This window comes from Streptomyces sp. RPA4-2, assembly GCF_012273515.2.
Taxonomy (GTDB): Bacteria; Actinomycetota; Actinomycetes; order Streptomycetales; family Streptomycetaceae; genus Streptomyces; species Streptomyces kaempferi.
Window position 1 is genome coordinate 9,709,184 of record NZ_CP050975.2, and the last position, 13,927, is coordinate 9,723,110.

The window sequence follows — 13,927 nt, forward strand, 5'->3', positions numbered from 1 at the left end:
GCAGAAGATGAACACAAGCGAGGGAAGGGGCGTCAACGACCCGTACCCTCACGCCTCCTGATGATCCGTCGTTCCCGCGTCACGGAGGGCCAGCCACACCCGGTCGCGGGTGAGCGGGAGGTCCGTGAAGCGGACGCCGGTCGCGTCCCGCAGGGCGTTGGCGAACGCGGGGGCGACCGGGTTGAAGGGGCTCTCGCTCATCGACTTGGCGCTCAGCGGGCCGATGGCGTCCGACGTCTCCATGAAGTGCACCTCGGTGCGCGGGATGTCCGCGAACTGGGGAAGGCGGTAGCGGCGGAACGCGGCCGTCTCGACCTCTCCGCGGGCGTCGACGCGCACGTTCTCGAAGAGCGTCGCACCCAGCGCCTGCGCCACCCCGCCCTCCACCTGACCGCGGCACTGCATCGGGTTCATGACCCTGCCCGCGTCGGCCGCGTGCACACTGCGCAGGATGCGGATCTCACCGGTGCCCGGGTCGACGGCGAGCCGGAACCACTGCGCGTTGAAGGCGACCGAGCGCGGGGTGCCGCCGAAATGACCGTCCGCGGTGAGAGCGAAACCGACCGCCCGGGCCGCCGCGTACAGCTCCTTGAGCGACAGCAGTCCGCCGGGGTGCGCGACCGCCTCCTCCGCGAGCCCGCACTCGGCGCGCGGTACCCGCAGGTGCGTGGCGGCGAAGTCCAGCAACTGGTCGGCGAGGGCACGGGAGGCGCGCAGGGTGGCCTTGCCCGCGACCACGGTGCCGGTGGAGGCGAAGGCGCCCGTGTCATGACGTACGACGTCCGTGTCGGACTGGCGGACGGTGATCCGGTCGACGGTGGTGACGAGTTCGCCCGCCGCGATCTGCCGGTGCACGGTCGTCGTCCCGTTGCCGAACTCCGCGGTGCCCACCGCCAGATCGAAGGTCCCGTCGGGCAGCAGCGAGGCCCGCGCGTCGGCGATGTGGCCGCCGGGCGGCCCCGTCGCGATCATCGCGAGCGCGGCGCCCTCGCCGACCAGCCAGCCGTCGGGAACAGCCTCCGGCACAGGTTCGGCCTGGGCCCGGCGCACGATGTCGACACAGCTGTCGAGGCCGTAGCTGGCGATGTGCAGGTCCTCCTCCTCGCCGCCGGGCGAGAGCATCGGCTCACCGGGCCCGATGACGTTCCGTGCCTTGAACTCCAGTGGATCCAGACCGAGTCGGCGTGCCAGCTCGTCGAGTGCGGACTCCATCGCGAACATCACCTGTCCGAGCCCGTAGCCACGGAACGCGCCCGCCGGGACGGTGTGCGTGTAGACGGAGAAGGCGTCCACCTTCTTGTGCGGGGCGCGGTAGACGGCGAGCGATTCGCCGACGCTGTGGAACATCACCGCCGGGCCGTGGTTTCCGTACGCACCCGTGTTGGACACCACCCGCAACTGGAGCGCGGTCAGCGTCCCGTCGCGGCGCGCGCCCGCCTTCACATGGATCGTGAAGGGGTGCCGGGTGGTCGCACCGTAGAACTGCTCGGCGCGCGTGTACTCCAGTTTCACCGGGCGCCGCAGCCGCAGGACGGCCAGCGCCACGATGTCCTCGACCAGCATCTCCTGCTTGCCGCCGAAGCCGCCGCCGACCCGGCCCGCGACGACCCGCACCCGCTCCGGTGGGAGGTCGTAGAGGGCGCACAGCGCCCGCCGGGTCAGGAACGGGGTCTGAGAACTGGTGCGTACGGTCAGCCGGTCGTCCTCGTCGAACCAGGCGACCGCACCGTGCGTCTCCAGGCTGGCGTGCTGCACGCGCTGGGTGCGGTAGGTGTCCTCGTACACGGCGTCGGCCGCCGCGAACCCCGCCTCGACGTCGCCGATCTCACCGTGCGCCTCGCCGACGACGTTGTCGCGCGGGCGGGAGATACGGGCCGTGACCGCGTCCTTGTCGTGCACGACCGGTGCTCCGGGCCGCATCGCCTCCTCCGGGTCGAGGACGGCGGGCAGCACCTCGTACGTCACCTCGATGCGGCGGCAGCCCTCCTCGGCGGCGGCCTCGCTGTCGGCGACCACGGCCGCGACACGCTGGCCGACGTGGCGCACGGTGTCGTCGAGGACGCGGGTGTCGTCCGGGTCCTTCCTCGGGATGTTCGTGGCGCGCGGTGGAGAAGTGCCGTTCCGGCGCGTCGCGATGGGTGAGGACGGCGTGCACGCCCGGGACACGCAGGGCTGCGGACGCGTCGACGGCGACGATGCGGGCGTGGGCGTGCGGAGAGCGCAGCAGCTTCATGTGGAGCAGGCCGGGCACGTCGATGTCGAAGGTGTAGCGGGCGGTGCCCGTGACGACCTGGGGGCCGGCCGGCGCGGGCAGGTTGCGGCCCACCGACTCACCGGCGGACGGCGCTTCGGTGTGACACACGCCCCGCACCGCGTCCTCGATGGCCCGGTAGCCGGTGCAGCGGCACAGGTTTCCTTTGAACGCCCGCGGCAGGTCGTCGATTTGATCGTCGTCCAGGGCCGCCGTCGTCATCAGGAACCCGGCCGTGCAGAAACCGCACTGGAAGCCCTGCGCGTCCAGGAACCTCCGCTGCACGGGATGGAGTTCGCCGTCCTCCGCGGCCAGACCCTCGACGGTGGTGACCGTACGGCCCTCGGCCCGGAAGGCGGGGTAGAGGCAACTGTGCACCGGCTCGCCGTCCACGTGCACCGTGCAGGCTCCGCAGTCGCCCGCGTCGCAGCCCTTCTTCACGCCGAACCAGCCGCGTTCACGCAGATAGGTGCGCAAGCACTGCCCCGGGCGCGGCGGCTCCGAGGACGAGCGGCCGTTCACCTCGACCCCGAAGGTCCCGTCACTCATCGTGTCTCCTGCCCCAGCTCGCGGCGGATCTCCTCCGCCAGCCGAAACGTCATGTGCCGCCGCCACGCGGGCAGTCCGTGGATGTCGTCGAACCACTCGTCGTCGGCGACGGCGGAACGGAGGGCCGCCCGCAGGTCCGCCGCGCCCGGTGGCAGCGGGAACCACAGGCGGACCGGTCGCAGGGTCGAGGCGGTGATGGTGAGCGTCATCGAGTGGTCGACGGGATCGAGCGCCCCGATGACGAGCACGCCCGAGCGGCCGAGCCCGTACAGCGACGCCTGACGGAAGGCCGTACGACAGCCCAGCGCCCTGGCGGGCAGGGTGACGGAGCGCAACAGTTCCCCCTCCCCGAGGTCCTTGCGGCCGGCGCCCGTCACGAAATCGGCGACCCGCACCCGGCGGCGTACGCCGTCCTGGGCGAGCAGCAGACACTCCCCGTCGAGCGCCGCGGTGAGCGAGATCATCGGGCCCGCGGGGAGGGCGTTGCAGAGGTTGCCGCCGACGGTGGCCATGTTCCAGACCTTGAACGAGGCGAGGAACACCCGGCAGCACTGCTCGAACAGTGGCGCCGCCTGCGCCGTCAGGCCCTTCCCGTACCGGGAGAGCTGGGCGATGGTGCAGGTGGCGGCGATCTCCAGCGAGCCGTCCGGGTGCGCCCGCACGGGCGTCCAGCCGGTCCGGCTCAGGTCCACCAGCCGCCGCAGCCGCGGCTGCGGCTCGGAGAACAGGTACGTCCCGCCGCCGAGCCAGGCGTCGCCCGGCCGCCAGGGCGCGGGAAGCCGTGCGTCCCGGATCTCCACCACCGTGTTCAGGTCCATACCCGCAGTGAAGCAACGCGAGGGTGCCCGGGACGACTGGTTCACCACACGGAAACACCGACTTTTCCGGCGCGTTCCCTGGAGGATCAACCAAGAGGCGTATCCCTCGTATCATCTGGCATTTACGATGCGGTGGCTCACAACCGCCTGGTGAATGTGAGATGCCGGACGACAGACCCATGCCGCCCGGCGGCCGTACGAGGAGCCAGAGCGCATGCACGTCGAAAACCTCCTGGAGGACGAGTCCCTCTGCCTGCGTCTGTTGTGGGCCGATGGCCCCTTGCTGAGGCGCGAGATCAGTGGAGTGACCGCGACCGACCTCGAGGATCCGGCCCGCTTCGTGCGGCCGGGCGAGGTCGTGCTCAGCGGGCTGGTCTGGTGGACGCCGGAGGACGGACAGGCCCGTGCGGAGCGGTTCGTCGCCGCGCTGAAGACCGCGGGCGCCGCCGTGCTCCTGGCCGGCGAGGAGACTCACGGCTCGGTCCCCGCCGACCTGGTGGAGGCCTGCGGGCGACACGGGGTGCCGGTGGCGGCGGTCCCGGTCCACATCATGTTCCGTGCCATCACCGACACGGTGTACCTGCGGCAGTGGGGCGAGCTGAGCCGCCATCACGCCCTGCCCGGAAACGTACGGGCCCGGCTGAGCCGCCTCGTCGCCCAGGGCGCCGGTCCGGACCTGATCCTCGCGACCGCCCTCGCGCATCTCGACCGGAGCACCGCGTACGTCCTCACCTCCGCCGGGCGCACCGTCGCGGCGACCGAGGGGGCCACGACGGTCACGGCGCACGAGGCCGTCGCGCTGATGGGCGAGGGGACCGGCGTCACGGTGCCGGTCGAGGCCGACGCCGTCTCCCCGTACGGGCGCTGGCACCTCCACCTGCCCGGCCCCGACGACGCGCCACCCCGCATGCTGCACGAGATCGCCGCGATCCTCGGCCGCTGCCAGGAGTCACGGGCGCGGCACCGGGCCGCCGAGCACCAGGTCGCGGACGAACTCGGCGCGCTGCTCGCCGGAGCCGGAGCCGGAGCCGGGAACGACCCCGGGCGTGGAACCGCCGCCGTGGAAGGCGCGTTGCGCAGGTGCGGTCTGTCGGCCGAGGGTCCGTACGGTGTCGTCGTCGCTTAAGCACGGGTGCGGGGCGGGACGGGCTCGCGGAGGGGGCGTTGGCGGAGGCGGTCGCGCACGCGACGACGGGACCTGGCGCTGTCGGGCGGCTGCCGGACGGCACGGCCTTCGCGGTGGTTCCCGCGGCCGCGACCGCCGCCATCGCGGAGATCTGGCCGCTCGTCGCCGCCTGCGAGCCGCTGGTACCGGTGCACGGCGGAACCGGGTCACCCGCCGCCGGGCCGCGGGAACTGGCCGGGGCTCTGGCCGAGGCGCGTTACGCGCTGGGCTCCGCCCGCACCACGCAGCCGGACGCCTCGGCCCTGACCGACATCGCGAGCCTCACCGGGCTCGACACGCTGCTGACCGGCATACCCGCGGATGTCCGCACCGCCTACAGCCGCACCGTCCTGGGGCCGCTCCTCGACACCGGGAACGCGTCCTTCGCCGCCCTCCTGCAGACCCTGGAGACCTTCCTCGCCTGCGACTGCTCCTGGGCGCGTACGGCCGAGGCCATGCACCTGCACGTCAACAGCGTCCACTACCGCATCGGGCGCGTCGAGCACTTCACCGGCCGCGACCTGGCCCGCCTCTCCGACCGTCTCGACCTGCGGGCCGCCCTGCTCTGCCGTACGGACCTCCCTCGTCCTGCTACGCGCGATCGACCTGCACGCTCGTCGAAGGCACGCGCGCGGTGACCGTGACGCCGACCGCGAGGTCCAGTTCCTCGACCGCCTCCCTGGTCACGAGCGACACCACGCGGTGCGGGCCGGCCTGGATCTCGACCTGTGCCACGACGTCGTCGACCGTGAGCCCGGTGACGATGCCCGTCAACGCGTTGCGCACGGAGGTGGGCGGCCCGACGACTTCGGCGCGTTCGTCCTCCGCCGCACGCCGCTGGGCGAACCGCGCGAGCCCCACGCCGTCGATCACCCGGTTCCCCGACCCGTCCCTGCCCATGGGCAGCCGGCCCCCGTCCGCCCAGCGGCGCACGGTCTCCGGACTCACCCTCAGCAGGCGCGCGGCCTGGCCAATGCTGTACGTCGGCACACAGGAACCCTAACGGGCGCCTGCGGGACGGTGGCGCATCCCCCGGCCGGTCCCGGGCGTTGCGGAGGAGGGCGGGGCGGGTGCGCGACGGGTGCGCGGCGGGCAGGTGGTGTCAGGCCGATTCGGCGTAGCGCGAACCCGCGAAATACCGTGCCGTCCGCTCCACCTCGTCACCGTCGCGCAGTCGGCGCAGCTCGACGAGGGGGTAGGTCCGGTGCCCGTCGGTGAATTCGTGGGGCAGGTCGAAGCTGTGGCCGGGGACCGGCCACAGCAACAGCCACAGGTGCTTCTCGGTCGCGCCGGGTCTGTGGGCCACGGCGACGGCCACCACCTGGTCCCAGCCGATCGCCACCTCAGGGACGGCGGCGTTCTGTACGGCCAGGCCGTCCGGTCCGATCCGCAGGCGCAGGGGCCGCATCCAACTGCGGAAGGACAGCGCGCTCAGACCCCACCCCAGCATCGCGCCCAACGGCGCGAGCGCGGCGGCCGGTTCGGGTCCCCATGGGAGGTGGCCGGTGAACAGCGGGACCGTCGCGGCCGTCCCGGCGACGGCGAGGGCGAGCGCCAGCAGCAACCGAGCGCCGGTGTGGCGACGTGCGGTGAAGGTACGCGCCGCGACGGCGGGGTTCTCCGCGGCCCGGGGGAACCCGGCGGCGTCGGTCAGCGGCCCGAAGCCGGGGCCCTGCAGCGTCGCGGGCCCGGGTGCCACCGCCCGGCGCAGCCCGTGCGGGGCCGCTTCGAGGCGCGGGCCCGCGTACCGGGTCAAGGCTTCGATCAACCGGCCCGGACCTTGGTCGAGTTCGGCGGCGTCGGCCACGTCATAGAAGCGCCGGCCGGCGGTGACGGACGCCCGCAGGCCCGGCAGTTCCGCGCCGTAGGTGGGAAAGACGTGGAGATGCGGGGGCGGCGGAGCGGTGGCGCCATCGTCACTGTCCACGTGGACCGCCGCCCTGTAGTGCAGGGCCACGCCCTCGATCTGTCCCCAGCCGAGACCCCCGTCGACCAGCGTGATGCCCTGTTCGTCGACGCGCAGGCTGAACGGGCGTGCCGCGCGGCGCAGTTCCCGGATCCCGGTGAGGACACCCAGGGCGGCCAGGGCCATGAGGAGGTAGGCCGTGTCACGGCCCTGGCCGTTCGCCAGGACCGCCCACACGATCGCCCCGGCCCCGACGGCGAGCCCCCATCCCGTCCGGCGTCTTCCGCTCGCGCGCAGCCGTCCGCTTCTCGTGAACTCCATCATTCGCCCCCTTGCCGCTGTCGCGGCTCTCTGGTGATCCCTCCGGCTCGCGGATCCACCGGGACTTCCGTCCGGCTCCGAGCCGCCTCGCCTGCTCTGCCCTCCAGGACGCCGCCGTGGGCTCCGCAGGGGGGAACGCGGGATGAACAGACGGCGACCGTCGATGCCGCTCACGCCGGTGCTGCTCATGGGCACGGGTGAGGAACGGGGTATGGGTGTTGAATGGATACCGGGGGTCGGAAGAGTGTCCTCACCCTCAACGGGCCCGGCGAAAGGTCCCTCATGACGAGCCTGACACGCGGACTGATGTACGGCGCCGCAGCGGGCGCCGCGGGCACCACGGCGCTCGACACCGTGAGCTACTGCGACATGGCGCTGCGCGGGCGTCCCGCCAGTTCCACACCGGAAGTGACCGTGCGCAGGCTCGCGCAGAAGCTGCACGTCCCGATCCCGGGCGAAGGTGAGAAGCAGGACGCCCGGGTGGCCGGCCTCGGCCCTCTGACCGGCTACGCCGCGGGTCTCGGCATGGGAGTGCTCCTCGGTGTCGCGCGCGCCGCCGGGTGGCGTCCGGCCCCTGCGACCCACTATGCGGTGGCCGCCGCCGGAGCCCTCGTCGGCACCAACGGTCCGATGACGGTTCTGCGGGTCACCGACCCGCGTACCTGGTCGGCCGTCGACTGGGTCTCCGACATCGTCCCGCACCTCGCCTACGCCGTGGTGACCGTGGCGGTCCTGGAGCGGATGATGCCCACGGCCGGCCGTCAGGGCGGCTGAGAAGGCGACGGCGCCGCACCACGGCCACGGCACCTGGGGCGGATCCCACGCAAGCAAGAACCACCGAGCCGGGGCCACAGCACAAGGTTCACCGCAGCGGAGGCGCCGCCCCGATGGCCTTCGCGTCAGTGGGGCGGCGGGGCGGCCTCAGTCCGTCCGACTCGGCGAGATCGTCACCTTGAGGCTCTTCATCAGCGGCTGGTCGCTCTGGACGCTGTAGTCGCTCGCCCCGATGAGGGCGTTCATCTCCGGCATGTAGCCGGCCGCGCAACTCCGGGGCACGTCGTAGGGCAGCGCGTGGTACTGGCGGAGCGTGCGCCGGGTGCCGTCCTTGGCCGTGGCGGTGATGTCGACGAGGCTTCCGTCCTTGATGCGCCGGGCGCGCATGTCGGCCCGGTTCATGAAGACCAGCGTGCGCAGGTTCTTGATGCCCCGGTAGCGGTCGTCGTCGGAGTAGATGGTGGTGTTCCACTGGTCGTGGGAGCGCATGGTCTGCAGGATCAGGGTGCCGTCCTGGGGGACGACGTCGGGCAGCGGGGCCGCCGAGAACTCGGCGCGTCCGCTGGGGGTGAGGAAGACGAGTTCGCGGGCGGGCTGGCGGATGCGGAAGCCCAGGGGGAGCCGCACTCGGCGGTTGAAGTCCTCGAAGCCGTCCAGCACTTGGGCCATGGTGTCGCGGATGCGGTCGTAATCCTCGATGTAGTGCTCCCACGGTGTGCCGCTGTCGGGGAGGGTGGCACGGGCCATGCCGGCGATGATGGCGGGTTCGGACAGCAGGTCGCGTGAGGCGGGCCGCTTCATCCCGACCGAGAGGTGCACCATGCTCATCGAGTCCTCGACGGAGGTTGCCTGCATGCCATGACGCTGGTGGTCCTTCTCGGTGCGGCCCAGACACGGCAGGATGAGGGCCTTCTTCCCGTGGACGAGGTGGCTGCGGTTGAGTTTGGTGCTGACGTGCACGGTGAGGGCGCAGCGGGCGAGGCCCTCGGCGGTGTAGGGGGTGTCAGGGGCGGCCAGCGCGAAGTTGCCTCCCATCCCGACGAACACCTTCACCTTCCCCGTGTGCATCCCCGCGACCGTGGCGACCGTGTCCAGGCCGTGCGGACGCGGCGCGTCGATCCCGCAGACGTCGTCGAGGCGTTGGAGGAACGCTTCGGCGGGCCGGTGGTCGATCCCGCAGGTCCGGTTGCCCTGGACGTTGCTGTGGCCGCGCACCGGGGAGGGTCCGGCACCCTCGCGGCCCAGATTGCCCCTCAGCAGCAGCACGTTGACGATCTCGCGGATGGTGTCGACGCCGTGTTCGTGCTGGGAGACGCCCAGGCACCAGCTGATCAGGGTGCGGTCGGAACGGGAGTAGACGTCCGCCGCCTTCAGGATCTCGGCGCGGGACAGTCCGGACTGGCGCTCCAGTTCCTTCCACGGCGTGGCCTCGCAGACCGCCCGGTACGCGTCGAAGCCATGGGTGTGGCGGTCGATGAACTCACGGTCCAGGGCCTTGGGATCGTGCTCGGACTCCTCGAGGACCGCCTTGGCGATGCCTCGCATCAGAGCCATGTCGCCGCCCGCGCGGACCTGAAGGTTGAGCGTGCTCGTCCGCGTCGACTTGAACAGGGCCATGTCCGTGATGTCGTGCGGCACGATGGTGCGGGTGGCGGCCGCTTCCACCAGCGGGTTGATGTGAACGATCTGCGCGCCGCGTCGGTAGGCCTCGGCCAGCGCGGTCAGCATGCGAGGGGCGTTGGAGGCGGCGTTGACGCCCATGATGAACAGAGCGTCCGCGGTCTCCCAGTCCTTGAGGTCGGCGGTCCCCTTGCCGGTGCCGAGGGCGGCCTGCAGAGCGCGGCCGGAGGCTTCGTGGCACATGTTCGAGCAGTCGGGGAGGTTGTTGGTGCCGAATTCGCGTGCCATGAGCTGGTACAGGAAGGTGGCCTCGTTGCCCAGCCGGCCGGAGGTGTAGAAGGCCGCCTGGTTCGGGCTGTCCAGGGCTCGCAGTTCGCGGCCGATCAGCTCGAAGGCCTCCTGCCAGTCGATGGGGACGTAACGGTCGACGTCGGCGTCGTAGACGAGGGGCTCGGTGAGGCGGCCCTGGTCCTCCAGCGCGAAGTCCGTCCAGGTGGAGAGCTCCGAGACCGTGTGGGCAGCGAAGAAGTCCGCGCCGACCCGCTTCGGGGTCATCTCCCAGGTGACGTGCTTGATGCCGTTCTCGCAGATGTCGAGCTTGAGCCCCTTGGTGTCGTCCGGCCAGGCACACCCCGGACAGTCGAAACCGGTGTTCTCGTGGTTCATCCTGAAGATCGCGCGGGGCCCGTCGACCAGGGCTCTTTCCTTCACGAGGACGTGGGTGACGCTCTTGGCGGCGCCCCATCCGGCCGCGGGGTGGTGGTAGTGCACCTGCGACGGCTTCTTGTCCGTGCTCGGGCCCATGCCGCCGTCGGGCGTCCGGGGCGGTTCCTCGTGTTCGGCAGGCGCCGACTCGTTCACATCCGAGGCAGTCATATCCATCACCCTGCAATAGGTGGAAAGGGCGGGCTGAGCGGGCTCCGATATTTCAAGGCTCCGACATGTCATGCTATGGGTGAATATCCTGATTGTCCTGCGTGACCGGACGTGACGATCCTCCATGACCGCTGCGTCGCAGGCGGCCGAGCGCGCGGCCGAAGATCACCGGATCACGCGTCGGAAAGCGGGCTGTCGTCGGGCGCCGGCCGTCGCCGTACCACGGTCACCAACAGCGCGGCCGTCACCAGACCGGCGGGAATCGCCGGCGCGAGGAGATGGGCCCAGCGCACCGCCGCCCCACCCACCGCGGCACCGACCGGCAACAGCAGGATGACCAGCGCGTTGTGCCCCTGCAGCTTTCTCTCGACCGTTGCCTGAGCCACGAGTCCGGTCAGAGCGCCGGTGATGTAGGCGGTCGTCACACTGCTGCCGGCCACCACTCGGACGCTGCCGCTCTGGCAGCCCATCGACACGGCGCCCACGGCGAGCAGGACCCCACGGGCGGTCGTGCCCGGCGCACCGCCCAGAAACAGCCAGGAGGCGAACACCGCCCACAACAGCACACTCTCCGCAAGCAGGGCTCCGGCCACCCCGGTGAGCGGTACGCGGCCCGTGGCGGCCGTGATCCAGCTCCCGGCGGCAGCCCCCACCAGGTACGCCGCGATGGCGAGCGCCGCGAGGTTGGCCAGCGAGAGGTGCCCGTTGCCCAGTGCCAGCCCCAGCAGCGCGGAATTGGCCGTCATGACGCTCGTGAACACCCCGCCCAGCGCGAGAAAGCTGATGGCGTTGACGGCGCCGCTCGCCAGCGTCAACAGGAACTGAGCCGTCCGCGCGTGTCCCGGCCACCTCTGCCCGGCGGTCGCGCTCGGTCTCAACGCCATGACGGTGAGAGGCGGAGCCGTGACAGGGGCGGACGGAGCCGAGGCGGAGACGGGCGGAGCAGCCCTGCACAGTCCAATTCCACGCCCCTCACACCCCCGTCGGATGGTGCCGCGCCACAGCCTCGATGCGATCAATCTAGAGGGAGGCGGTGCCGTACGCATGTGCCGACGACCCAGGTGGGGCAACCGCCCGGCAGGCGGCGGAGCCCCGCGCCGGCCGGGAATCCGCCGAAGCGTGGATCAGGGCCTTCGGAGTCGGCCTGTCCCCGGCGCCTGGTGACTGAGTTGCCGGTGTCGCCCCCCGGCGGCATGGTGGAAGGTAATCATCCTGCGGCCCTCAAGGAGTCGCGTGGGCAAGGGAATGGAGGGGCCGGCCCTCTTCCCGGCCACGCGGTCGAAGCCGTTCGCAACGGACTGTCTGCCCTGGGGAGCTGGAGGAGGCGGGCATGCAGGCGCACGAGACGTGGTTCACGCTCACCGAGGACGGCGGCGTCACCGACTGGACCCGGACGGCCGCCGAGGCGACGGGAATGGCGGCACCCGACGCCGAAGGCATCCCCGTCGGACAGCTCCTCGGCCGGCTGCTCGGACCCGACTCGGACTGCGCCTTCAACCTCGAGGTGGGACGCGACACCGACGACGGCGACATCCACGTGTGGGCCGTCCGGCACAGGGCCGAGGACACGATCGGGTCCGTCTTCGAGCAGTCCGTCGCGGGACTCGAGATATACGACCTGAACCTCTGCGTGCTGAGATCCAACCCCGCCGCCCTGGCGATGCGTGGACTGCCCGTCGATCAGGTCCTCCATCGGCCGGTGGCGGACCTCGGCCCCGGCCTCCCCCTGGCCCCGCTCCTCGACCAGGTCGTCACCGGCTGTCTGCCCGCGGCCAGCCAGGAGATCCGAGGACATGACCGCGAGGGCGGCTCGCACACCTACCACGTGACCGCCTACCTTCTCCACGGCGTCTGCCACGACCCGGTCGGCATCGCCACCGTCATCCACGACATCACCGAACGAGCCCGGACGCAGGCGGCGGCGGAGCTCCTCGCCATGGCCCGCGGGAAGATCGGGACCACCCTCGACCCCATCCGTACCGCCCAGGAACTCGCCGCGGTCGCCGTCAGGGACTTCTCGGACGTCGCCTCCGTCGACCTGCTCGACTCCGTGCTGCACGGAGACGAACCTCCCGAGCCACCCGTCGACGCCGATGTCCCCCTGCGCCGGGCGGCGTTCGAAGGCCTGGCCCAGATGAGGAGCGTCTACGCGGTCGGTGAGCCGAGCCGATTCGTGTTCCCCACTCCCTACACACAGGTGCTCGCCGATCTCGCGCCGCGCCTGGTCGACCCGCACGCCACGCCGTCCGACTGGCTGATGCACGACGGTGCGCGGGCCGGCGCGCTGCAACGCGCGGGGATCCACTCACTGATCATCACCCCGCTGGCCGTGCACGGCCGGGTCCTGGGACTCGCCTGTTTCTACCGTGGCCCCCGGCATCCGGAACCCTTCACGACCGACGACGTCCCGCTGGCCGCGGAGTTGGGCAACAACGCGGCCATCCACATAGAGAACGGCCGCCGCTACATCCGTGAGCACACCGTCGCCATCAGCCTTCAGCGCAGCCTGCTGCCCAAGGTGCTGCCGACGGTCTCCGCGGTCACCACGTGCTACGTGCACCTTCCGGGAACCGGCCAGGCCCTCTGGTTCGACGTCATCGAACTGTCCAGCGCCCGTATCGGTCTCGTCATCGGCCGGATTCCCGATCAGGGGCTGGCCGCGGCGGCCACCGTGGGGAGATTCCGTACGGCTGTGTCGACACTCGCCGCGCTGGACCTGCCTCCCGACGAACTGCTGGCCCACCTGGACGACGCCGCCCAGCGCGTCGCCCGCGAAGGGCCCGCACCCGAGTCCGGCGGGGCGTCTCACGCGTGCTGCCAGTACGCCGTCTACGACCCCGTGGACGGCCACCTCACCATGGCCAGCGCCGGCTGGCCACCACCGTTGATCACCCCGGCGGACGGGGTGACCCCGGACAGCCTCGAGCGGATCGTCGGACCGCCCCTGGGAAACCACGCCAGCTACGAGAGCGTCCACATCCCTCTCGCGCCGGAGAGTCAGCTCACGTTCTACTCCCCGTCGCTGCTGGGCACCGGTCCCCAGGCCGACCAGCGGCTCTCCCTGCTGCGTGAGATCAGCGCCCGTCAGACCACCGACCCCAAGGCCACCTGCGACGCCATCGTGTACAGCCTGCTGCGCGAACCGCCGCCGGACGGGGTCGCCCTGCTCGCGGTCCGCACCCACCGCCTCGCCCACGACCAGGTCGCCTCGTGGCGGTTTCCCCCGGAGGCGTCGGCCGTCGCCGACTGCCGGCACCGGGTGCGCGGGCAACTGGAGCGCTGGGGACTGGACTCGCTCGCGTTCACGACGGAGATGGTCGTCAGTGAACTCGTCACCAATGTCATCCGCCACGCCACCGGCACGGCCACGGTGCGGCTGATCCGGGACCAGTCGCTCACCCTGGAAGTCTCCGACGGGGCCACGACCGTCCCCCATCTCCGGCACGCCCGCATCCAGGACGAGGACGGCCGTGGTCTGCTCATCGTCGCCGCCCTCACCGACCGTTGGGGCACCCGCTACACCGAGGACGGCAAGACGGTGTGGACCGAGGAGCCCCTGCCCTGAGGACCGCGCCGCGCTGCGGCCACGCGGCGGGCAGTACATAGCCCGTCCGGGTGGCGCCCCGCGCCGCGCCGCACCCGGGACG

The 13,927-nt window shown here is 71.6% G+C and carries 9 protein-coding genes and 1 pseudogene; 4 read left to right on the top strand and 6 right to left on the bottom strand.

Annotation, left to right across the window (positions count from 1 at the left end; translation table 11 throughout):
* Positions 1–48 precede the first annotated feature (48 nt).
* Together HEP85_RS42905 and HEP85_RS42910 are read right to left on the bottom strand one after the other, a co-directional pair.
* A pseudogene (locus tag HEP85_RS42905) lies at positions 49–2,800 on the bottom strand (molybdopterin-dependent oxidoreductase).
* Entirely contained in the window at positions 2,797–3,618 is an 822-nt protein-coding gene (locus HEP85_RS42910; RefSeq protein ID WP_168532909.1) for a xanthine dehydrogenase family protein subunit M, read from the bottom strand. Before HEP85_RS42910 ends, HEP85_RS42905 begins: the two are co-directional and overlap by 4 nt.
* A gap of 214 nt (positions 3,619–3,832) precedes the next feature.
* Between HEP85_RS42910 and HEP85_RS42915 the strand changes: the two genes are divergently transcribed.
* Together HEP85_RS42915 and HEP85_RS42920 are read left to right on the top strand one after the other, a co-directional pair.
* Entirely contained in the window at positions 3,833–4,744 is a 912-nt protein-coding gene (locus HEP85_RS42915) for a PucR family transcriptional regulator ligand-binding domain-containing protein (protein ID WP_348772487.1), read from the top strand.
* Positions 4,745–4,782: 38 nt separating this feature from the next.
* Complete coding sequence (locus HEP85_RS42920) at positions 4,783–5,421, top strand: helix-turn-helix domain-containing protein (RefSeq protein ID WP_348772489.1); 639 nt, start codon at positions 4,783–4,785, stop codon at positions 5,419–5,421.
* Here the strand turns inward: HEP85_RS42920 and HEP85_RS42925 are convergent.
* Entirely contained in the window at positions 5,375–5,773 is a 399-nt protein-coding gene (locus tag HEP85_RS42925; RefSeq protein ID WP_168532912.1) for a molybdopterin-binding protein, read from the bottom strand. The two genes, HEP85_RS42920 and HEP85_RS42925, sit on opposite strands and share 47 nt — an antisense overlap.
* 112 nt (positions 5,774–5,885) lie before the next feature.
* Complete coding sequence (locus HEP85_RS42930) at positions 5,886–7,013, bottom strand: hypothetical protein (protein WP_168532914.1); 1,128 nt, start codon at positions 7,011–7,013, stop codon at positions 5,886–5,888.
* Positions 7,014–7,292: 279 nt separating this feature from the next.
* On the opposite strand from HEP85_RS42930, the gene HEP85_RS42935 reads away from it, so the two are divergent.
* Complete coding sequence (locus tag HEP85_RS42935; RefSeq protein WP_168532916.1) at positions 7,293–7,784, top strand: hypothetical protein; 492 nt, start codon at positions 7,293–7,295, stop codon at positions 7,782–7,784.
* Between the two features lie 147 nt (positions 7,785–7,931).
* On the opposite strand, the gene HEP85_RS42940 is transcribed toward HEP85_RS42935, so the two are convergent.
* Entirely contained in the window at positions 7,932–10,280 is a 2,349-nt protein-coding gene (locus HEP85_RS42940) for an FdhF/YdeP family oxidoreductase (protein WP_168532918.1), read from the bottom strand.
* Between the two features lie 173 nt (positions 10,281–10,453).
* Positions 10,454–11,158 (bottom strand): YoaK family protein, encoded by a 705-nt coding sequence (locus HEP85_RS42945; RefSeq protein WP_248002404.1) that lies wholly within the window; start codon positions 11,156–11,158, stop codon positions 10,454–10,456.
* A gap of 452 nt (positions 11,159–11,610) precedes the next feature.
* On the opposite strand from HEP85_RS42945, the gene HEP85_RS42950 reads away from it, so the two are divergent.
* Positions 11,611–13,845: a SpoIIE family protein phosphatase gene (locus HEP85_RS42950; protein WP_168532922.1), complete on the top strand. Its 2,235-nt coding sequence runs from the start codon at positions 11,611–11,613 to the stop codon at positions 13,843–13,845.
* The last annotated feature ends 82 nt before the right edge of the window (positions 13,846–13,927 follow it).